Consider the following 21,800-nt stretch of genomic DNA (forward strand, 5'->3'; position numbering starts at 1 on the left):
ATTGTTATGATTCATCATGTGGAAAGGTTGATAGAGAGTAAAAAGAGAAATGTTTTTCATTGATAATAAAAGCGAAAAATAAGTGACGATAGAGTGAGTATATTTTCCTTATAATAGATGCTTTTTGGATCATCTAGTAAAATCAATCTGGAAGCAAGAATTGATATATGTAAGTTGCGCAAGGCGCGGCATAAGAAAGGAGCAAAAGGATGAAGGAGCTTCATACGTTTGGGTGGTATGCAGCACGTGTATCACCACATTTGCCGAAAAAAGCATTTAAACCAGTGCCTACTCGTTTATTTGGTGGACTGGCTTATTTGCTTGTGGCATTGGCGGGGTTAATATCGATTGGTGTATTTGAATTGAATGTGTGGGCGAATCTAGGAATTGCGATTGTTCTTGGATTATGTTTTGCTTCACTAGGATTTTTAGGGCATGAAATTTTACATGGAACTGTTGTAAGAAAGGCATGGCTTCGTGACTTCTTAGGCGCGATTGCATTTATGCCATTATCAACAGGGCCAAAGCTTTGGAGAAAGTGGCATAATGCAACGCATCATGTTCATACACAGCATGAAGAGAATGATCCAGATGCATGGCCGACACTTGAGAAACTTAAGAAGAGTAAGTTTTTGAGTTGGGTATATCGTATGCCTTTACATGTACGTTCATTCTTTAGTTTTCTGTCACTAACAATTCAATTTACATTGCATTCGACTCGAATGTTCTTTCATTTTATAAAAGAGTTCAAGTCATCCAATCAAAAATCTGTATGGCTTCAACTTCTTTTGCCTTGGACAGTTTGGATTAGTTTATTGTTTATTATGGGACCTGGAAAATGGTTATTTGCATATGTCATTCCGTTGTTAATTGCTAACTTTATTGTAATGGCATATATCGCAACAAATCACCGCTTAAATCCAATTGTTCCAGTAAATGATCCGTTAGCAAACTGTTTGTCAGTAACAGTGCCGCGTTGGGTAGACGTTTTACATTTCAATTTCTCATATCATACAGAACATCATCTGTTTCCTGCTATGAGTTCTAAATACTATCCGTTAGTAAAAGAGAAGATTAAAGAAATGTGGCCGGAACGCTATCATGAGATGCCGATGACAAAAGCTTTGGCAGCGCTATGGAATACACCACGTGTGTATTATCAAGGAAGTGAATTAGTGGATCCGCATAGAGAGCATTTCTATGGTTCTTTAGGAAATGGACTAGATCCTCATAATATTTCATATCGTGAGGAACATATAGAAGAAGAAAAGAGTATTAAAAAAGTAAATCAGTAAAAATTAATATATTTTTGCAATGAAAAAGCAAGCCATCTCAGGCTTGCTTTTTCTTATAAAGAAACTTCCTTTTTGTTCCTTTTATGGACTTGGACGGAGTTAGTTTCTTTTCGTTGTAATCGTTTTTCTAAAAGATTAACAAAATAAGTAAATAGAAGAACAAGTACGAGATAGTATGCACCAACGATTATGTAAGTATCTAATTGTTGGAAGTTACCTGCTGCAATTGATAAACCTGAACCCCATAATTCGGACATTCCTACATAAGCAACAAGTGAAGAATCTTTTAATCCGATAATAAATTGGTTTCCTAGAGGAGGAAGAGACAGACGAAATGCTTGTGGTAATATAATTCGTCGCATAGCTAAAGGATAAGGCATGCCTAAAGAGCGAGCTGCTTCTAATTGTCCCCGGTCAACGGATTGAATAGATCCACGGAAAATTTCCGTAATATATGCACCGTTATGAATTGCTAAAGCGATTGCACCTGCCCAAAAAGGGGTGAAAACAACAACGGATGTAATTCCAAAATATAGAATGGCAATTTGAACAATTAAAGGTGTACCACGAATAATAGCAATGTAGACATGAGCGATACTATTTAAAACTTTATTGTTAGAGATTCGAAAGAAAGCGAATAATAATCCAATTAATGAACCGAGTACTAGGGAAGTTAATGTTAATTGTAATGTGACAATAGTAGCCTTTAAGAGTGTGGGATAGGAAGAGATAAAAATTTCAAACATGCGTTTCACCTCATATTGTATAGATTTTAGTAGAGAATGAAATGCCCCACATAAAATGAACATTTAATCAGTGGGGCACTGTTTATGAATCTTTTGAATGGCTAACTTACTTCGTTTTTTCCTCTTCACCGAGAATATTACGCCCGAACCATTTTTTACTGATCTTTTCATACGTACCATCTTTAATGATTTCATCTAACGCTTTATTTACTTTCTCAACCATTTCTTTATCATCTTTGCGAATAGCAATTCCCATTTCATCAAGATTTAATGGTTTTCCGGCTTCTTTTATATTTGATTTTCCTTCTTTTATCATACGTAGACCAACCATTTGATCCGTAATTACTGCGTCAACACGCCCAGGCTCTAAATCCATAAGAGCAGTAATATCGCTGTCATATTCTGTGATTTGATCCGTATATTTTGCAACAAGATTTTTAAAGGTACTAGCTTTTACAACACCAATTTTCTTACCTTTTAAATCTTCTGGAGAAGAGATAGCGTTATTCTTTTTAGCTACAAAAATTTGGGCGCCGGAGCGATAGTACGGATTTGAGAAACTAACAGCTTTTAAGCGCTCCTCTGTAATTGCCATACTACCCAGTATTACATCATATTTCTTCGCTTGAAGACCTTGAATCAGCGTTTCCCATGGGTTTGTAACTGGCGTAGCCTTCATGTTCATCTTTTTAGCAAGAGCTTCACCGATTTCTACATCAAAACCGACAAGTTTGCCGTCATTTTCTTTATAGTTAAAAGGTTTGTATAATCCACTCATCGCATAGCGAAATTCTTTTTCACCATTTGTTGAAGTAGTAGAGCTTTCTTTGCTACAAGCTCCTAGTATGAAAGATGTACATAGTGTAATGCTAGCAACAATGGTTAATAGTTTTCTTTTCATAAAACCCCTCCTATATATTGATCATACGGATGGTTTTTTAGTATGTTATTGAAATATTTTATTTGGATGATTAGTTGTGCACCGTATGAATGTATTCTTTTTTGTTCGAAACAAAAGTTACATTATAAAACGTTGCGTAAAAATTGTTTTGCCCGTTCATGTGATGGAGCTGAAAAGAATTGTGCTGGCGGAGCATCTTCTACAATCTTTCCATCATCCATAAAGATGACGCGATCAGCTACATCTCTTGCGAAATTCATTTCATGAGTAACAATAACCATTGTCATCCCTTCTTCAGCAAGTTCTTTCATAACTTGCAATACTTCTCCAACAAGTTCAGGGTCTAAAGCTGAGGTAGGCTCATCAAATAGCATAATCTTAGGGCTCATTGCAAGAGCTCGTGCAATGGCAATGCGCTGTTTTTGACCACCTGAAAGAAGATGAGGAGTTACATCTGCTTTATCTTGAAGGCCGACTTTTTGGAGAAGTTGAGTTCCAATATCCTTTGCATTTGCTTTCTCTAATTTTTTTACGTGAATAGGTGCTTCTATGATGTTTTCTAGTGAGGTCATATGAGGAAAGAGGTTAAAGTGCTGAAAAACCATACCGACATTTTCACGGACTTTATTTAAATTTGAATGCTTTGGATCAATTAGCTCACCTTGTAAGTGAATTTCGCCTTCATCGTACATTTCTAAAAAGTTAAGACAGCGAAGTAATGTACTTTTACCAGAACCACTGGCACCAATTAAAACAACAACTTCTTTTTCTTTTACTTCTAAATCAATTCCTTTTAACACATCAAGTGTACCGAATGATTTTACTAGATTTCGAACTTGAATCATACAAAACCCCCAGTTAAAAATATATTTTACAAATGTTGCCCCTTATTTCTGTTATTAGTCATAAATTGTCAGAATCCTTTATTTTTTTCGTGCAATTTGATATTCAAAGAAATAATATTTTTTAAAATCTCTATATCCTTCTATAATGAAAATATGGATAATAATATATAGGTAGTATTTATATTGCTTATAAAAAGGGGGAAAGGGAAGATGGAAAAAGAAAGGAAAACATTTTCTTTTGGATTACGTACACAACTTATGCTATTCACTACAGTTTTAGCTTTCATTACATATTCAACAAGTATCTTTTTTATTTACGTGATATACGATTATTTTCAAAGTTATGTAAGTCAAACTGTATATAATATTATCGTTATGTTATTAGGGGTAGTATGGTCTGGAATTTTAGCATATGGAGCAGCCGTATTTTTAATTAAACCGCTTCGCAAGTTAGAGGAGGCGGCAAGAAAAGCAGCTGAGGGTGATATTCGTGAAGATGTTCCATTACCGAAGACAGATGATGAAATTAAATCTTTAAGTGTTGCATTTAATATGATGTTAGGAAACTTAAGGGGCATGGTAAAAAATATTGATACAACATTTTCGTATACAAATAATCAAGTACAGCAGATTAGAAAACAAACAGGCGAAGCAACGAGACAAGCGCAAGGTGTATCTGAGACACTTGCAGAAATTTCTTCAGGCGCTGAGCAATCAGCGGCATCAATTCAAGCAATTGTTTCTGCTGTTGATACAACGACTTCTATTGCAAGTGAAGTAGAAGAAAAAGCGAAGCAGTCTGATACATTGTCTTCAGAAATGGTTGAAGCTTTAGGGCATAGTACTCGTGTCTTTACGTCTTTAATTCAAGGTATTCAAACATTGGCAAAAGAAAATGAAGATTCAATGCAAAATGTACAGAAGTTAGAAGAACGAATGAAACAAGTAGAACATATTGTGTCTGTTGTGAGTGCGATTGCTAGCCAAACGAATTTATTAGCACTAAATGCTTCTATTGAGGCAGCTCGCGCAGGAGAGCATGGAAGAGGCTTTGCGGTTGTTGCGGAAGAAGTACGTAAACTTGCTGATGAAAGTGATCATTCTGCAAGAAACATATCGCAGTTATTACGGAATATGCAAGATGAAGTACAACAAGTTGCAATGAAAATGACAGAACAAGTGAAAATAGCTAAAGAAGAGGCGAAACGTGGGGAAGCTACGGAATTAATTTTAAAAGAAATGTCATCAAGTGTTATGGAAGTAGCCGATGCAACTCAGCAAATTAGTAGTTATATGAATGAACAAGTGAGCCACATTCATCAAACAGGAGCACAAACAAAAGCTGTAGCAGCAATTGCTGAAGAAACGTCAGCTGGTTCGCAAGAAGTGGCGCGTGTGACGCTACAACAGTCTAAAAATATGATAGTAATCGATCAATTATTAAAGGATTTAGAGAAGCAAGCAACTGATTTGAAACAAACAATTGAACGATTTTCAATGTAAAAGGAAGAACAGAGTGCTGTTCTTCTCTTTTTTATTTAGCTTGATTTAATATTTACAGTTAAACTATGAACGTTTCCGCAACATTGTTTTCTGTCCCTTTCGGATGAAAATTATAGCGAGCTATAATATTAAAAGGGGTGTCTTTTATGAAAAAAGAAAAAAGACAACGGTTAATTAAACAATTTGTAAAGGAGTATGAAATAGATAAGCAAGAAAGATTAGTAGAATTGTTAGCAAAAAAAGATGTATTAGTAACACAAGCTACGGTTTCTCGCGATATTCGTGAGTTAAACTTAACGAAGGTACCTTCTCAAGAAGGATTAATGATATATAAAGTTTTCTCAGAAGAGCATGTACAAACTGATATAAAGTTAAAGAAAAAATTACGAGAAGTGGTTGTAAAAATTGATTGTGTAGATCAATTAATGGTTATTAAAACATTACCTGGTAATGCACATGTTATTGGTGTTTTATTTGATGAGTTAGATTGGAAAGAAAAAATAGGATGTATATGTGGAAATGATACATGCCTTATAATTTCACAGTCGAAATCAGATAGGGAGATTATAGAAGAAAGATTAAATTTAATTATTTAGATGCAAAAATCCTGTTTTTAATAAAATTAAAAACAGGATTTTTGTTTAAATACGGAAGTTAAATATTCAACATATATGCGTAATATATGTATTTTTTATTGAGAAAGCGAGATAGTTTGTTATAAAAATACATATTCGTATGATTTTAAAAAAATAACTTGTTTAATATTTCACAATGATAATGTGGATACTTTCACAAAGATGAAAGTGCAGAGCATTTATTATGTACTTGTAAGACATCAAACATATTTAAAAGGAGGTACAACAAATGAAACATCCGATACATGTTACTTCAGAAATTGGGGAATTACAAACGGTTTTATTAAAACGGCCGGGTAAAGAAGTGGAAAACTTGACGCCAGATTATTTGCAGCAATTATTATTTGACGATATTCCATACTTACCAATTATTCAAAAAGAGCATGATTATTTTGCACAAACGTTACGCAATCGGGGTGTTGAAGTTCTTTATTTAGAAAAACTAGCCGCTGAGGCGTTAGTAGATAAAAAACTTCGAGAAGAATTTGTTGATCGTATTTTAAAAGAAGGACAGGCCGACGTAAATGTTGCACATCAAACTTTAAAAGAATATTTACTTTCCTTTTCAAATGAAGAATTAATTCAAAAAATTATGGGCGGTGTACGGAAAAACGAAATTGAAACAAGTAAGAAGACACATTTATATGAATTAATGGAAGATCACTATCCGTTTTACTTAGATCCAATGCCTAATTTATATTTTACTCGTGATCCAGCAGCTAGCGTGGGCGATGGCTTAACGATAAATAAGATGAGAGAACCAGCGCGTAGACGTGAATCATTATTCATGGAGTACATCATTAAATATCATCCAAGATTTGCAAAACATAATGTACCAATCTGGTTAGATCGTGATTATAAATTTCCAATTGAAGGTGGCGACGAGCTAATTTTAAATGAAGAAACAATTGCGATTGGAGTATCCGCTCGTACTTCAGCTAAAGCAATTGAACGTTTAGCTAAAAATCTCTTTAGCCGACAAAATAAAATTAAGAAAGTGTTAGCAATAGAAATTCCAAAATGTCGAGCATTTATGCATTTAGATACAGTATTTACAATGGTTGATTATGACAAGTTTACAATTCACCCAGCCATTCAAGGGCCAAAAGGGAATATGAATATTTATATTTTAGAAAAAGGATCAGATGAGGAAACTCTTAAAATTACACATCGTACTTCTTTAATGGAAGCATTAAAAGAGGTATTAGGCTTAAGTGAATTAGTTCTTATTCCATGTGGAGGAGGAGATGTAATTGCTTCTGCTCGTGAACAATGGAATGATGGCTCGAACACATTAGCAATTGCGCCAGGTGTAGTTGTTACATATGATCGCAACTATGTATCTAATACGTTATTACGTGAACACGGTATAGAAGTGATTGAGGTGCTAAGTTCGGAATTATCTCGTGGTCGTGGGGGTCCACGTTGCATGAGTATGCCAATTGTTCGTAAAGATATTTAGTATAAATAACAGAGAAAGTAGGGATGAATTATGTTAATGACTAGACCAAATTTAAAAGGAAGAAGCTTTCTAGCAGAAAAAGATTTTACACAAGAAGAATTGTTATATTTTCTAGATTTGGCAGCAGAATTAAAAGAGAAAAAGAAAAATGGTATCCCGCATCATTATTTAGAAGGTAAAAATGTAGCGCTCTTATTTGAAAAAACTTCTACTCGTACGCGTTGTGCATTTACAGTAGCATGTACAGATTTAGGGGCAAATCCTGAATATTTAGGGAAAGGTGATATTCAACTTGGGAAAAAAGAATCTGTAGAGGATACAGCAAAAGTGTTAGGGCGTATGTTTGACGGAATTGAGTTTCGTGGATTTAATCATGAAACTGTAGAATCTTTAGCACAAAATTCTGGTGTGCCAGTTTGGAATGGATTAACGGATATGTGGCATCCAACACAAACACTAGCAGATTTATTAACAATTAGAGAACATATAGGGAAATTGAAAAATGTGAAGCTCGTTTACGTTGGCGATGGGCGAAATAATGTTGCTAATAGCTTACTAGTTGGTGGAGCAATCGTTGGAATGGATGTACGTATTTGTACACCGGAATCTTTATGGCCTGCACAAGAAGTAATTGATTTAGCAAAAAAATATAATGAACAAGTAATGATAACAAGTAATGTGGAAGAAGCTGTTGCAAGTGCAGATGTAATTTATACAGATGTATGGGTGTCTATGGGGGAAGAAGAAAAATTTGCTGAACGTGTCGAGTTATTGAAACCTTATCAAGTAAATATGAAAATGATTAAAGCAACAGGGAATGAAAACGTAATTTTCTTACATTGTTTACCTGCATTTCATGATGTTGAAACGATGTATGGCGAAGAAGTTTATGAGAAATATGGGTTGAAAGAAATGGAGGTAACTGACGAAGTATTCCGCAGTAAACATTCAAAAGTATTTGATCAAGCTGAAAATAGAATGCATACAATTAAAGCGGTTATGGCAGCTACTTTAGGAAACATGGAGTAAAGAAGAAAGGGAGTCTTCCTTTCTTCTTTCTCCTCCTTTAGACACGATCATTCACTATTGCTTTTGTATTGTTATTGCAATTAAAGAGAGGTGAGTGGAATGGGTGAAGATAAGAAATTAGGGTTGTTTACACTAACGGCTCTTGTAGTTGGGTCTATGATTGGCGGTGGAGCCTTTAATTTAGCGAGTGATATGGCAAAAGGTGCTGGTGCTGGAGCCATTATTATTGGCTGGGTTATAACAGGAATTGGGATGATTGCACTCGGATTATCTTTTCAAAATCTAACTGTAAAACGGCCAGATTTAGATGGTGGTATTTTTAGCTATGCAAAAGCAGGGTTTGGTAATTTTATGGGGTTTAATAGTGCGTGGGGATACTGGCTATCTGCTTGGCTTGGGAATGTAGCTTACGGTACATTATTGTTTTCTTCATTAGGATATTTCTTCCCGATCTTTGAAGGCGGTCAAAATGTAGAATCCATTATTGGTGCAAGCGTATTATTATGGTGTGTTCACATGTTAATTTTACGTGGAGTTCAATCAGCAGCCCTTGTGAATTTAGTAACTACAATCGCGAAATTAGTACCTGTATTTGTATTTATTGTCATAGGAATCTTTGCGTTTCATATTGATACGTTCTTAGATGGATTTTGGGGGCAAACTGGTTCTTTTTCATGGGGAGCAGTTGGCAGCCAAGTTAAAAGTACAATGCTTGTAACTTTATGGGTATTTATTGGGGTAGAAGGGGCTGTTGTTTTATCCAGTCGAGCAAAAAATAGAAGTGATGTAGGGAAAGCAACCGTTATTGGCTTAATTGGTACACTCATCATTTACATTTTAATCACATTATTGTCTCTTGGACTTATGCAGCAAGCAGACATTGCAGGTTTGAAAAATCCGGCTATGGCTTATTTGTTTGAAAGTGTTGTTGGAAAATGGGGTGCTATCTTTATTAATTTAGGTTTAGTCATCTCTGTATTAGGTGCTTGGTTAGGTTGGACTTTGCTCGCTTCTGAAATTCCATATTTAGCGGCTAAAGATGGAGTATTTCCAAAATGGTTCGCAAAAGAAAATAAAAATAAGGCTCCAGTAAATTCATTATGGATAACAAATGGTTTAATACAAATATTCTTGTTAACATTCGTCGTTTCTGATCAGGCGTATAACTTTGCATTCTCTTTAGCATCTTCAGCTATTTTAATCCCATATGCTTTTTCAGCATTTTATCAACTGAAGCATAGCTTAAAGTCTGAAGAAGCAGATCGAAATAAAAATATAATAATTGGCTTGATCGCAAGTATTTATGGCGTGTGGTTAGTTTATGCAGCCGGTTTAGAGTATTTATTATTAACAATGACTTTATATGCGCCAGGTATTTTTATTTTTTACAATGTTCAAAAGCAAAAGAGTTCGAAGCAAATATTTACTCGAGTGGAATTAGCATCATCCGTAGCAATTGGTGCTTTAGCATTCTTTGCGATTTATGGATTAATTACAGGCAGTATTACTTTATAAAGCGCTGTGAAAGCGAAATCAACTGGAGGGCTGGAATATGGCACGAAGAAAAATTGTAGTTGCACTAGGGGGAAATGCGATACAGTCTGGAGAAGCTACTGCGGGAGCGCAGCAAGAAGCGTTGGAAAAAACGGCGGAACAACTTGTGAAAATAATGGAAAATGATGTGGATATAGTAATTGCGCATGGAAATGGCCCACAAGTGGGGAATATTTTATTACAGCAAAAAGCTGCAGAAACGGAAAAGACACCTGCAATGCCATTAGATACTTGTGGGGCAATGAGCCAAGGGATGATTGGATATTGGATGGAAAATGCGATTGAAAAGGCATTGAAAAAACGGAATATAAACAAAGATGTAGCAACGGTTATAACACGCGTTGTTGTGGATAAAAAAGATGAGGCATTTAAAAATCCAACTAAACCAATTGGTCCTTTTTATACAGAAGAAGAGGCCAGAAGATTAATGGATGGAACAAAAGCAGTGTTTAAAGAAGATGCTGGTAGAGGATGGAGACGTGTTGTTCCATCACCGAAGCCTGTAAGTATTCATGAACATAAAGTGATTAATTCTTTGGTCGAAGATGGAAACATAGTGATAGCTGTTGGCGGAGGTGGAATTCCAGTAATTGATTCCGAAGAAGGGTTAAAAGGAACTGAAGCGGTTATCGATAAAGATTTCGCTGCGCAGAAATTAGCAGAATTAGTAGATGCCGATACGCTCGTTATTTTAACTGCAGTTGATCATGTGTATGTAAATTATAATCAACCGAATCAAAAAAAATTAGAGCATGTCACAGTGAATCAATTAGAAGAATATATTGAAGAACAACAATTTGCTGCGGGAAGCATGCTTCCAAAAATTGAAGCTGCTATTAATTTTGTTAATACAAATCCAAAAAGAAAAACAATTATTACGTCTTTAGAAAAAGTATATGAAGCACTAGAAGAAAAAGCTGGTACTATTATTTCAAAACAGAATGTATGCATGTGTGTTTAAAATTATTATGTACGCTACTTAGTAGTAAAAAAGAATGGAGTTAGTAACTTCATTCTTTTTATTTATTAATATTTTTTGTATTCATTGTTCATAAAGTTTTCATGATGAAATCTGAATATACAAGTTAATTATGATAAAATTCAAATTGAATACGCTTTCTTGATTTTTCGCTCCAACATACAGCAAGAGAGAGGGAATTTTATGAATAGACGGAACGTAGTGAAAGACTTAAAGCAGTTCGAATTATTTGCTCATTTAACAGAAAAAAAATTGAAAGGCTTAACAGAGTTTGTTTATTGGCGAACTTATAAAAAAGGTCAATTTTTATTTTTAGAAGGGGATTCAAGGGAAAGAATTTACTTCATGTTAGATGGTTTTGTAAAGTTAGAGCGGGTTAATCAAAATGGGAACTTATTATACGATGACTATGTAAAGCGGTATTCTATTTTTCCTTATGGAGGTATGTTTACAGACAGAGGATATAACTATACAGCAGAAGCAATGACGGATGTGGAGGTATATTATATTCCAACGGTAATCTTTGAAGATATGGTAAAGTCCAGCAGAACGCAATTGATGTACGTTGTTCAGCAATTATCATCTATATTAAAATTGAACGAAAATCGAGTGCAAAATATTACAATTCCTAATGCACAAGATCGTGTTATCCAAACGTTAAATTATTTAATGCAGGATTTAGGAGAACAGAGTGGGGAAAAGATTGTAATTTCATGTCCACTTACAACAATTGAAATATCCAAAATATCTGGAACATCTCGAGAGACAGTTAGCAGCGTATTAAAACAATTAAAAAATGATAGCATTGTTACAATTTTAGATAAAAAAATTACAATACATGATCCAACATATTTTGAAGAAATCTCTATGTGAAAATTGTATATTGACTTTTTAATTCATAGTGTATATTAATAAAGTTCTTTATATATTTATAAGGAACTTTTTACGTTATCCTCTATAAAAAGATTGTATAGTATGGTAATAATAGCTAAAATCGATAATAAAATACAAAGTGAAGGGGAGAAAGAATGATTCGTATTGAGTATGATCGATTAGTAGCTATTTGTTACAGTATAGGGGTTTTGTTATTATTAAAAATTCCAAATGATAATGAATTAATTGGGGAAAAACTATTCAATGTCTATAAGGTTCCGATACATACGTATGTTTATATGGATTATAAAGTCTCAAATATATTGATTATTTCTTTCATACTACATGTAATTGCATTTATATTATTTTTAAAATGGCTAGGAAAAAAGGAGTCTAGTACATTTAGAAAAATGAATAAGATAAAAGTAGTAGGTACTAGTATTTTGATTTTAATGATGCCGTTTATTTTAAATACAATCCTCCAGACATTGAATAAAACATGGTATTACGCAGGAAAAACAGGGGTAGAAGCAATAGAATATAAAAAAGAAGATAGCCAGTGTAGAATGGAGAAAAATGGAGAGAATATCCAACCGAAGTGCATTGTTACTTTAAAAAATTATCGTAATCATTCACAAGCATTAAAAGTTGTTTTATATGATAATGCAAACGAGAATTCAAAAAGCTATCCAGTATCGAAACCAGTCTATTTACAAAAACATGAGACAAAGCAATTCGAATTTCAAGTTCCTGTTTCTTATAATAGAGGTATTGAAAAAGATAAAGTACCAAATATTAAATTACATTCATTGCATGAAAATGATACGAAATACAATTAATCTGTAAGTAAAAGTTTATTAGTAGGAGCAAGGATTTGAAACGATATAGAAAATCAACTTGAATCATCCAACATACTGCGAGGTAACGGTATATTGGATGATTTTTTTATGTTATCCCCTTTTTTCACGTATGAAAAGGAGGAATACTTTGGTGGAAATGAAAAACATCACAAGGATCATACATGGTTTTTACTTTACGCAATCTTTGAAAATTAGAGCCATAATAACTAGTTTGCCAATTTTTAATGTCGATATCGGGCCAGTTCACATAGTCACCTAGTGTATAAGGATCTAAGCTTTCTCGTAAACCTTTAACCCAGCGTATATTTCGATTTTCTTCATCATCGCATTTCCAAGAGGTAATGTATTCTTGAGCAATAATTGCTTTACGATGAAAATAAGCCGTTTCATTCGGCGAAATATTTTCAACAGCACCTATGAGCGATTGATGCCAAATACTAGCATCTTTATTTGGGGTATGAGAAAGAAAGGATTGCATGATTTGAATGCCTTTAAGGGGAATAGGTTTATAGACATAGGAACCAGAGCGCTTGAAATTTTCAGGGATGTTACCGCCATTAAAAAATTCAACAGCCTTTATATAAGGAACTTCTTCTATAAAGAGAGAGGGGCTACCAGTTTCAAGAAGAGGTGATAATAGGGAATGGAGTTCAGAGGGAGAACCGACAAACTCACCTTGTGCTTCAATTTTATTTCGTTGCTTGGCGAATAATTCGATCGATGAAGTGAGACGTTCATCTATATAAGGTGCCCAGTTTTGCCACGCTTGAAATGCAGCAATAAAGTCTTCCCATTCCCATGTAATTGAGAAAATTGATACATTTTTTATCGGGTGGACTCGAAAAGTTAAGGAAGTGACAATTCCGAAGTTTCCACCACCGCCACCACGGCATGCCCAAAAAAGGTTAGAGTTCTCTTGTTCATTTGCACGAATGAGTTTTGCACCAAATTTTCCACATGCTTGTACCATTTCCACTGCCATTAATTGATCACATGTTAATCCATATAAGCGCGAAAGCATACCAATACCACCACCAAGTGCTAATCCAACAATTCCAACGCTTGCACTTGTACCAGCAGGAATTGTAACACCGTAATTCCAAAGTTCTTTATAAACAGTGCCAAGATTTGCACCAGCCTCAATTGTTGCTGTTAATTTCTCTGTATTAACAGTAATGCGATGCATTTCACTCACATCAATAATAAGTCCTCTATTTAAAAGAGAAAAATTTTCATAGCTATGACGTCCACTTCTTAACCGAAATGGTATATGACGTTCACGTGCCCATTTTAAGGCGTTACAGACATCCTTGTTATTTTGACAAAAAACAATAATACAAGGGAGTTTTGGAATACTTAAATTTAAATTCATTCGGGCTACGTCGTAGTCAGGATCTGTGGGAACAACGATACGACCTGTTAATTTTGTTTGCTTCAATTTATTACTCCTTTCTAAAATAATTAGAGTTTTTTATTAATATATGAAAAATGTCTGTAATACGCGTGGACAAGGAGAGGTGAAGAATGAGATTTACCTTTGTGAGAAATAAATAAAGCATAAGAATAAAGAATCTACATAGAGTTCAATGAAAACAGTTGCAAACTGTTCATATTTTGTTATGATAGTGTTACGAAAACGTTTGCATAAAATTTCCGATGGGATGCAAAAGGAGAGAATGACTATGAATAAGACATGGTGGAAAGAAGCGGTTGCTTATCAAATTTATCCACGAAGCTTTATGGATTCAAATGGTGATGGTATTGGAGATTTACAAGGTATTATTGCAAAACTGGATTATTTAAAAGATTTAGGTATAGATGTAATTTGGATTTGTCCAATGTATAAGTCGCCTAATGATGATAATGGTTATGATATTAGTGATTATCAAGATATTATGGATGAGTTTGGTACAATGGCAGACTTTGATGCTTTACTAGATGAAGTTCATAAGCGTGATATGAAGCTTATTATTGATTTAGTTATTAATCATACGAGTGATGAACATCCATGGTTTATTGAATCACGTTCATCTAAAGATAATCCGAAGCGTGATTGGTATATTTGGCATGATGGTAAAGATGGTGCGGAGCCAAACAACTGGGAAAGTATTTTTAATGGTTCGGCATGGGAATATGATGAAGAAACAGAACAATATTATTTACATTTATTCTCACGTAAACAACCAGATTTAAACTGGGAGAATAAAGAAGTTCGCGAAGTACTATACGATACGGTTAATTGGTGGCTTGATAAAGGTATTGATGGTTTCCGCGTTGATGCGATCAGTCATATTAAAAAAGAAGAAGGCCTCAAGGATATGCCAAATCCAAAAGGGTTAAAATATGTGCCATCTTTTGATAAACATATGAATGTGAAAGGTATTCAACCTTTATTAGAAGAGCTAAAAGAAAATACATTCTCTAAGTACGATATTATGACTGTTGGTGAAGCAAATGGTGTTAAGATTGAAGATGCTGAGCTTTGGGTTGGAGAAGAGCAAGGTAAGTTCAATATGGTATTCCAATTTGAACATTTAAGTTTATGGGATGCAGAGAAGAAGAAAGACCTTGATGTTGTAGGATTGAAAAAAGTATTAACGAAATGGCAAAAAGGATTAGAAAATAAAGGATGGAACGCTTTATATATTGAGAATCACGATAAACCACGTATCGTTTCAACATGGGGAGATGATAAACAATATTGGCGTGAAAGTGCAACAGCTCTAGGGGCGATGTATTTCTTTATGCACGGTACACCTTTTATTTATCAAGGCCAAGAAATTGGTATGACAAATGTTCAGTTACCAAATATTGAAGATTACGATGATGTAGCAATTAAAAATTTATATCGCGAGAAAATTGCAGAGGGCGTACCACATCAAGATATGATGGAGATTATATGGGCTTCTTGCCGCGATAATTCACGTACACCTATGCAGTGGAATGATGAGATGAATGCTGGTTTCACGACAAGTACACCTTGGTTTAGCATGAATCCAAATTACAAAGAAATTAATGTTGAAAAGCAAAAAAATGAAGAAAAGTCTATTTTCAATTTCTATAAGAAAATGATTGCCCTGAAAAAAGAGCACGATGTACTGAACTATGGTACGTATGATTTACTTTTAGAAGACGATCCACAAATTTATGCATATACACGTACGTTACAGGATGAAAAAGTCATTGTAATTAGTAATATCTCAAAAGAGGAAGCTGTGTATAATGAGGGTTCATTTGCACTAGAACGCAAACGTTTGCTTTTAAATAACTATGAAGTTGCGGAACATGAAGAAGTAACAACAATTGCTTTAAAGCCTTATGAAACAAGGGTTTATCGCATTTCATAATAAAAAAGGATGCTCTTTGAGCATCTTTTTTTATGAAAAAAAATAAATTTCTATTGCAAAGTGAAAACGCTTTTATTAAAATAGATTTATGAAAACGGTTGCGTAAAGATAAAAATAAAGTAACATAAGGAATCGTTTTCATAAAGGGAACAGAAATTATAATTTAAATCATTATGTTTTTATAAATAAAGGGGAGGAAGAACAGATGAAAATTACGTCTTTTGATTTTTGGCAAAAGTTCGGGAAAGCGTTATTAGTTGTTGTAGCCGTAATGCCAGCAGCTGGTTTAATGATTTCCATCGGTAAGTTAATTGGTATGTCTGCTGGGGATGTTAACGCAGTTCATACAATCGCTCGCGTAATGGAAGACATCGGTTGGGCAATCATTACAAATCTACACATCTTATTCGCAGTAGCAATTGGGGGATCTTGGGCGAAAGATCGCGCGGGTGGTGCATTTGCAGCGCTATTAGCATTCGTCTTAACAAACCGAATTACAGGAGCTATATTTGGGGTAAACGCTGAAATGTTAGCGGATTCAAAAGCGAAAGTTTCTTCAGTAATAGCGGGAGATTTAATTGTAAAAGATTACTTTACTTCTGTACTTGGTGCACCTGCATTAAACATGGGAGTGTTCGTAGGGATCATCACAGGTTTCTTAGGAGCTACTTTATATAACAAATATTATAACTATAATAAACTGCCACAGGCATTAGCATTCTTTAATGGAAAACGATTTGTACCATTCGTTGTAATTCTTTGGTCTACAGTTACTGCGATTGTATTATCACTTCTATGGCCATTCATCCAAAGTGGGTTAAATGAATTTGGTCGCTGGATTGCAGCTTCAAAAGATAGTGCACCAGTTGTTGCACCGTTTGTATATGGAACGTTAGAGCGTTTATTATTACCATTTGGTTTACACCATATGTTAACGATTCCGATGAACTATACAGAGCTAGGCGGAACATATACGATGCTAACTGGTTCAAAAGTTGGACAAGTTGTAGCAGGACAAGATCCATTATGGCTTGCATGGATTACAGATTTAAATAATTTATTAGCAAATGGAGATACGAAGGCATATAACGATTTATTAAATAACGTTGTACCAGCTCGTTTCAAAGCTGGACAAGTTATCGGCTCAACAGCAGCGTTAATGGGGATTGCATTTGCGATGTTCCGTAACGTTGATAAAGAAAAGCGTGCAAAATATAAACCAATGTTTTTATCAGCAGCATTAGCAGTATTCTTAACAGGTGTAACAGAACCAATTGAATTCATGTTCATGTTTATTGCTCCAGTATTATATGTTGTATATGCTATTACAACAGGACTTGCATTCGCGCTAGCTGATTTAATTAACTTACGTGTTCATGCATTTGGATTTATTGAGTTAATTACTCGTACGCCAATGATGGTTAACGCAGGTTTAACAAGAGACTTAATCAACTTTGTTATTGTTTCATTAGTGTTCTTCGGTCTTAACTTTACACTATTTAATTTCTTAATTAAAAAATTCAATTTACCAACACCAGGGCGTGCAGGTAACTATATTGATAATGAAGATGAGGCATCAGAAGGAACAGGAAATGTACAAGACGGTTCATTAGCAACAAAAGTTATCGATTTATTAGGTGGAAAAGAAAATATTGCTGACGTAGATGCTTGTATGACGCGCTTACGTGTAACAGTAAAAGATTTAGATGTTGTTGCACCAGAAGCACAGTGGAAACAAAATGGTGCTTTAGGACTTATTGTAAAAGATAAAGGTGTACAAGCGGTATATGGTCCGAAAGCTGACGTATTAAAGTCAGACATTCAAGATATGTTAGGTGCGTAATAATATGAAATTGCTAACTTTAAACTGTCATTCTTGGCAAGAAGAGAATCAAATAGAAAAGATACAATACCTTGCTAAAGTAATTCAAGAAGAAGAGTACGATGTCATCGCATTGCAAGAAGTAAGTCAGTCCATACAAGCTGAAAATGTATGCGGTAACAAGAAAAAAGATAATTTTGGACTTTTACTATTAGAAGAGTTAAAAGCGCTACATGTAAAAGATTACAATATTACTTGGGATTTCTCTCATATTGGTTATGACGTGTACGAAGAAGGATTAGCGATTATAACGAAGCATAATATTATAAAAGAAGATACGTTCTTCATTTCAGAAAACGAGGATACGACGTATTGGAAAACGCGTAAAATTGTAAGTACAACAATTGCTTATAATGGTAAGGATATAACGTTTTACTCTTGTCATCTCGGTTGGTGGAATGATGAAGAAGAGTCATTCAAAGGTCAAGTCGATCGCTTGATGGAGCGTGTAGATAGCAATAAGCTCGTCTTCTTAATGGGAGATTTTAATAACAATGCTCGATTGAAAGGCGAAGGTTATGAGTATATGATGCAAAAAGGGTTGTATGACACATATGAATTAGCAATAGAGAAGGATGAAGGAACGACTGTCCAAGGTGAGATTGCTGGTTGGGATGAAAATAAACATAATTTGCGAATCGATCTAATATTGTGTAACCAAAGTAAAAAAGTTCATTCTTCAAAAGTTATTTTTAATGGTACAAACAGAAATGTAATTTCAGATCATTTCGGTGTAGAGGTTCAATTGGATATATAATAGAAGAAATCCTCACAGAGAATAAAAGCTGTGAGGATTTTTTTAGGAATACAAGTATTTCCAAGAGAAAATACTTGTATTTTTTATGACATTTCATATATATTTGTTATTATTGAATGTAAAACCGATTTGGTCATTTTGTATTCATACTTTGACTCACTTCGTTATATAATGAAGTAAGTGAAAGTTAATGGGAAAAAATAGTGCGTTTTTGGTTAATACACGATGTAGAAAGTGATATAATTGCAAAATGTATGTATCATTTTCTAAAGAAGGAAAAATATATAATTAGGTGATAACTTCTATGAAACAGATTTGGCGTATTTATAAGACAGATTTACGGAATGTAGCCAAACATTGGGCTGCAATTGTTATTGTTTTAGGATTAATGATTTTACCATCGTTATATGCATGGTTTAACATTAAAGCTTCTTGGGATCCGTATGGAAATACAAAAGAGGTTCCCATTGCAGTTTCTAACCAAGATGCAGGTTCTAATTTAAGAGGGAAAGATATTAATATCGGGAAAGAGATTGTAGACTCCCTTAAGAAAAACAAAAATCTTGGCTGGAAATTTGTAGATGAAAAACAAGCAATTTACGGAGTTGAGCGTGGGGATTATTATGCAAGTATTACGATTCCAAAGGACTTCTCTGAAAAAATTGCAACTGTTCTGGATGAAAATCCTAAAAAACCAGAACTGGATTACTATGTGAATGAAAAAGTAAACGCGATTGCACCGAAGATTACAGCAAAAGGTGCATCAGGTATTACAGAAGAAATTAGTAAAAACTTTGTTAAAACAGCAAACGGTGAGATTTTTAAAATTTTCAATGATCTTGGAATCGATTTAGAAACAAACTTACCAAGTATCGAAAAAGTAAAAGATCTTGTATTTAAGTTAGAAGCGCAGTTCCCAGAAATGAATACACTTATGGATAAGGCGTTAGATGATGCAACTCGAGCAGAAGATGTTGTGAAAGTAGCGCAGAAAGAGTTGCCGGTTGTAGAGAGTGTTATTAATGATGGGCAAGAAGCGTTAGGGAATTTAGATAAGTTCTTTGCAAACAATGATCAAACATTGCAAAATGCACCTGCGACGATACGAAATCATTTAACAGCGGCTAAAAATGTAATGGATAAAGCTAATGCTTTTACGGATTTTTTAATGCATCCGGGAATAGATTTTTCTGGTATGAAAGGATTGCCTGAGTTTCCAGCGCGTCCGGATCTTTCAAAGTTGAACGATGAAGGTTATAAAAATATTGCAAGAAATATTAATCAAACAGTGAATAATGTTTTAAACTCGGCACGTGCAGGAACAACATATGGTAAAAGTGTTGTAAACGGATTGCAAAATGGTCAATTTGATCCAGAAAAGGCAAAACAAGATCTTAATGCGGTTTCTGAAAATCTTCAAGGTCGTACAGATAGTATTGCATATCTTATTAATGTATTTACTGAACTTCAAAAGTCAGCGACGACTGATTTTGGTCAAAGCTTTTTCCAAGGGCGAGTGGATCGCTTAACTAAGCTAAAAAGCGGTATGGAAAATGCAAACAAGGGTATTAAAGATATTGTAAATGTTATCGGTACAGGACAAGAAGTAAAGAAAGATGTAACAGATGTAGCGAATCAAAAGTTAGATGCAGCAAATGGATTAATTGATCAAGCTGAAAAAGATTATAATGAAACGTTTGTAGCAGATTATAAAAAAGCAGTTAGCACAGTCGATCAAGCTAAAGTTGATGCAAATGCAGCATATGATAGTGTGAAAAATGAATATGATAAGTTCAAAAATGGTGTTGAAGATGCTAAAGCAAACATATCAAATAAAGGTGTAACTGATTTAGAGTGGGCAAAAGTATCTTTAAACGATTTAAATGGTCAATTACAAGCTACTAATAATCTAATTGGTGATGCGATTCCGGTTTTAGAAAGCACAAATAAAGTATTAGCAGATGTAAATAGCGGAAAAAACCTTAATGGCGGAATTGCAAAATTGAACAAAATACAAAATTCTGTTCAAAAAGGTATAGATGCAACGAATAAGGCAACTACACTAATTAACAATGGACAGAAGCCTACAAAAGAAGTTGTAGAAAGTATTAATGAAGCAAGTCAAAATGCTTCAGCTCAATTAGGAGATTTCTTAGCAACATATGATTCAGAAATCGTTCCAAACTTTAACACAGCAATTGAACGTACGAAACGTATGTCTAAAAATACATCTCAAATTTTAAAAGAAGCAGACAAAAAGCTTCCGGATGTTAAAAAGTTACTAGAAGATTCATCAAAAGGCTTAGTAGACGGTAGAAAGAAATTAACAGACATTAAAGCTGAAATGCCGGAGACTGAGAAAAAGATTAAAGAATTGGCAGATAAAATTCGTGATTTTGAATCTGAAGAGGATTTAAAAGACATCATACGCTTATTGAAAAACGATGTTGAGAAGCAAAGTGATTACTTTGCGAATCCAGTAAATTTAAAAGAAAATAAATTATTTGCGATGCCGAACTACGGTTCAGCAATGTCACCATTCTATACAGTGCTTGCATTATGGGTAGGCGCATTATTAATGGTTTCATTATTAACAGTAGAAGTACACGAAGAAGGCGCGAATTATAAGAGCCATGAAATTTACTTCGGACGTTTATTAACATTCTTAACGATAGGTCTTTCACAAGCGTTTATCGTATCAATGGGAGATATATTCTTACTCGGTACGTACGTAGTCGATAAGTTCTGGTTTGTATTATTTAGTTTATTTATTGGTGGAGTCTTCGTTTGTATCGTATACTCACTCGTTTCTATTTTCGGAAACGTTGGGAAATCGATGGCGATTATTTTACTTGTACTGCAAGTAGCAGGATCGGGCGGAACATTCCCAATCCAAATGACACCAGCGTTCTTCCAAGCGATTTATCCGTTCTTACCATTCACATACGCAATTAGCGCAATTCGTGAAACAGTTGGCGGAATGCTTTGGGATATCGTAACGCGAGATTTACTTGTGTTAAGTGCTTTCGTAGTAGTTATGATTGTTGCTGCGTTATTACTGAAAACACCAATTAACAAATCAAGTGAAAAATTTGTTGAGAATGCAAAAGGAAGTAAAATCATTCACTAAAA

At 34.4% G+C, this 21,800-nt stretch carries 16 protein-coding genes and 2 pseudogenes; 14 read left to right on the forward strand and 4 right to left on the reverse strand.

The annotated features are described in order from the left end of the window. The first annotated feature begins 209 nt into the window (after nucleotides 1–209). The gene (gene desB, locus DN399_RS02115; protein WP_000661226.1) at nucleotides 210–1,295 is read left to right on the forward strand and encodes a Delta(10) desaturase DesB; all 1,086 of its coding nucleotides are present in this window, start codon (nucleotides 210–212) and stop codon (nucleotides 1,293–1,295) included. A 53-nt stretch (nucleotides 1,296–1,348) separates the two neighbouring features. Here the strand turns inward: desB and DN399_RS02120 are convergent, their stop codons facing one another. The 3 genes from DN399_RS02120 to DN399_RS02130 all read right to left on the reverse strand — a co-directional run bounded on the left by DN399_RS02120 (nucleotide 1,349) and on the right by DN399_RS02130 (nucleotide 3,787). Next, nucleotides 1,349–2,104 carry an amino acid ABC transporter permease gene (locus DN399_RS02120; RefSeq protein ID WP_116269189.1) on the reverse strand — a complete coding sequence of 252 codons (756 nt, stop codon included), beginning with the start codon at nucleotides 2,102–2,104 and terminating at the stop codon, nucleotides 1,349–1,351. Between the two features lie 43 nt (nucleotides 2,105–2,147). Next, nucleotides 2,148–2,942, reverse strand: coding sequence for an ABC transporter substrate-binding protein (locus tag DN399_RS02125; protein WP_000823768.1), 795 nt, complete (start codon nucleotides 2,940–2,942; stop codon nucleotides 2,148–2,150). 122 nt (nucleotides 2,943–3,064) lie between these two features. Beyond that, on the reverse strand, nucleotides 3,065–3,787 hold the full coding sequence (locus DN399_RS02130; RefSeq protein ID WP_149149304.1) for an amino acid ABC transporter ATP-binding protein: 723 nt from the start codon (nucleotides 3,785–3,787) through the stop codon (nucleotides 3,065–3,067). 375 nt (nucleotides 3,788–4,162) lie between these two features. Between DN399_RS02130 and DN399_RS28675 the strand changes: the two are divergent. The 9 genes and pseudogenes from DN399_RS28675 to DN399_RS02170 form a co-directional block, all read left to right on the forward strand. Continuing rightward, nucleotides 4,163–4,348: pseudogene (locus DN399_RS28675) on the forward strand (HAMP domain-containing protein); the annotation flags it as partial. Between the two features lie 369 nt (nucleotides 4,349–4,717). Continuing rightward, nucleotides 4,718–5,290, forward strand: a pseudogene (locus tag DN399_RS28680) (methyl-accepting chemotaxis protein); the annotation flags it as partial. A gap of 146 nt (nucleotides 5,291–5,436) precedes the next feature. Then, nucleotides 5,437–5,886 carry an arginine repressor gene (argR, locus tag DN399_RS02140; protein WP_000711827.1) on the forward strand — a complete coding sequence of 150 codons (450 nt, stop codon included), beginning with the start codon at nucleotides 5,437–5,439 and terminating at the stop codon, nucleotides 5,884–5,886. A gap of 268 nt (nucleotides 5,887–6,154) precedes the next feature. Further along, nucleotides 6,155–7,387, forward strand: a complete 1,233-nt coding sequence (gene arcA, locus DN399_RS02145) for an arginine deiminase (RefSeq protein WP_000682331.1) — start codon at nucleotides 6,155–6,157, stop codon at nucleotides 7,385–7,387. Nucleotides 7,388–7,417: 30 nt separating this feature from the next. Continuing rightward, nucleotides 7,418–8,416: an ornithine carbamoyltransferase gene (argF, locus tag DN399_RS02150; protein WP_000930291.1), complete on the forward strand. Its 999-nt coding sequence runs from the start codon at nucleotides 7,418–7,420 to the stop codon at nucleotides 8,414–8,416. A gap of 99 nt (nucleotides 8,417–8,515) precedes the next feature. Further along, on the forward strand, nucleotides 8,516–9,931 hold the full coding sequence (gene arcD, locus DN399_RS02155; protein WP_000503412.1) for an arginine-ornithine antiporter: 1,416 nt from the start codon (nucleotides 8,516–8,518) through the stop codon (nucleotides 9,929–9,931). A gap of 37 nt (nucleotides 9,932–9,968) precedes the next feature. Beyond that, complete coding sequence (gene arcC / locus DN399_RS02160; protein WP_006916711.1) at nucleotides 9,969–10,931, forward strand: carbamate kinase; 963 nt, start codon at nucleotides 9,969–9,971, stop codon at nucleotides 10,929–10,931. 201 nt (nucleotides 10,932–11,132) lie between these two features. Beyond that, entirely contained in the window at nucleotides 11,133–11,822 is a 690-nt protein-coding gene (locus tag DN399_RS02165; protein WP_001081905.1) for a Crp/Fnr family transcriptional regulator, read from the forward strand. A gap of 155 nt (nucleotides 11,823–11,977) precedes the next feature. Next, nucleotides 11,978–12,661: a hypothetical protein gene (locus DN399_RS02170; RefSeq protein WP_006916705.1), complete on the forward strand. Its 684-nt coding sequence runs from the start codon at nucleotides 11,978–11,980 to the stop codon at nucleotides 12,659–12,661. A 124-nt stretch (nucleotides 12,662–12,785) separates the two neighbouring features. On the opposite strand, the gene DN399_RS02175 is transcribed toward DN399_RS02170, so the two are convergent. Then, nucleotides 12,786–14,120, reverse strand: coding sequence for an FAD-binding oxidoreductase (locus DN399_RS02175; RefSeq protein ID WP_006916704.1), 1,335 nt, complete (start codon nucleotides 14,118–14,120; stop codon nucleotides 12,786–12,788). Nucleotides 14,121–14,364: 244 nt separating this feature from the next. Between DN399_RS02175 and DN399_RS02180 the strand changes: the two genes are divergently transcribed. The 4 genes from DN399_RS02180 to DN399_RS02195 all read left to right on the forward strand — a co-directional run bounded on the left by DN399_RS02180 (nucleotide 14,365) and on the right by DN399_RS02195 (nucleotide 21,798). Continuing rightward, entirely contained in the window at nucleotides 14,365–16,029 is a 1,665-nt protein-coding gene (locus tag DN399_RS02180) for a glycoside hydrolase family 13 protein (RefSeq protein ID WP_001044710.1), read from the forward strand. 205 nt (nucleotides 16,030–16,234) lie between these two features. Beyond that, nucleotides 16,235–17,872: a PTS transporter subunit IIBC gene (locus DN399_RS02185; RefSeq protein ID WP_000705560.1), complete on the forward strand. Its 1,638-nt coding sequence runs from the start codon at nucleotides 16,235–16,237 to the stop codon at nucleotides 17,870–17,872. A gap of 4 nt (nucleotides 17,873–17,876) precedes the next feature. Next, the gene (locus DN399_RS02190) at nucleotides 17,877–18,668 is read left to right on the forward strand and encodes an endonuclease/exonuclease/phosphatase family protein (RefSeq protein WP_006916699.1); all 792 of its coding nucleotides are present in this window, start codon (nucleotides 17,877–17,879) and stop codon (nucleotides 18,666–18,668) included. Nucleotides 18,669–18,972: 304 nt separating this feature from the next. Beyond that, entirely contained in the window at nucleotides 18,973–21,798 is a 2,826-nt protein-coding gene (locus DN399_RS02195) for a YhgE/Pip domain-containing protein (protein WP_006916696.1), read from the forward strand. Nucleotides 21,799–21,800 lie beyond the last annotated feature (2 nt).

Origin of the sequence: Bacillus sp. AR4-2, from assembly GCF_008274865.1 — a bacterium.
Taxonomy (GTDB): domain Bacteria; phylum Bacillota; class Bacilli; order Bacillales; family Bacillaceae_G; genus Bacillus_A; species Bacillus_A cereus.

Coding starts and splice junctions, on each gene's coding strand:
- DN399_RS02180 (WP_001044710.1), top strand. CDS start 14,365: ATGAATAAGACATGGTGGAAAGAAGCGGTTGCTTATCAAATTTATCCA.
- DN399_RS02125 (WP_000823768.1), bottom strand. CDS start 2,942: ATGAAAAGAAAACTATTAACCATTGTTGCTAGCATTACACTATGTACA.
- argF (WP_000930291.1), top strand. CDS start 7,418: ATGTTAATGACTAGACCAAATTTAAAAGGAAGAAGCTTTCTAGCAGAA.
- DN399_RS02165 (WP_001081905.1), top strand. CDS start 11,133: ATGAATAGACGGAACGTAGTGAAAGACTTAAAGCAGTTCGAATTATTT.
- argR (WP_000711827.1), top strand. CDS start 5,437: ATGAAAAAAGAAAAAAGACAACGGTTAATTAAACAATTTGTAAAGGAG.
- DN399_RS02185 (WP_000705560.1), top strand. CDS start 16,235: ATGAAAATTACGTCTTTTGATTTTTGGCAAAAGTTCGGGAAAGCGTTA.
- DN399_RS02190 (WP_006916699.1), top strand. CDS start 17,877: ATGAAATTGCTAACTTTAAACTGTCATTCTTGGCAAGAAGAGAATCAA.
- DN399_RS02195 (WP_006916696.1), top strand. CDS start 18,973: ATGAAACAGATTTGGCGTATTTATAAGACAGATTTACGGAATGTAGCC.
- DN399_RS02170 (WP_006916705.1), top strand. CDS start 11,978: ATGATTCGTATTGAGTATGATCGATTAGTAGCTATTTGTTACAGTATA.
- DN399_RS02120 (WP_116269189.1), bottom strand. CDS start 2,104: ATGTTCATTTTATGTGGGGCATTTCATTCTCTACTAAAATCTATACAA.
- DN399_RS02130 (WP_149149304.1), bottom strand. CDS start 3,787: ATGATTCAAGTTCGAAATCTAGTAAAATCATTCGGTACACTTGATGTG.
- arcD (WP_000503412.1), top strand. CDS start 8,516: ATGGGTGAAGATAAGAAATTAGGGTTGTTTACACTAACGGCTCTTGTA.
- arcC (WP_006916711.1), top strand. CDS start 9,969: ATGGCACGAAGAAAAATTGTAGTTGCACTAGGGGGAAATGCGATACAG.
- desB (WP_000661226.1), top strand. CDS start 210: ATGAAGGAGCTTCATACGTTTGGGTGGTATGCAGCACGTGTATCACCA.
- arcA (WP_000682331.1), top strand. CDS start 6,155: ATGAAACATCCGATACATGTTACTTCAGAAATTGGGGAATTACAAACG.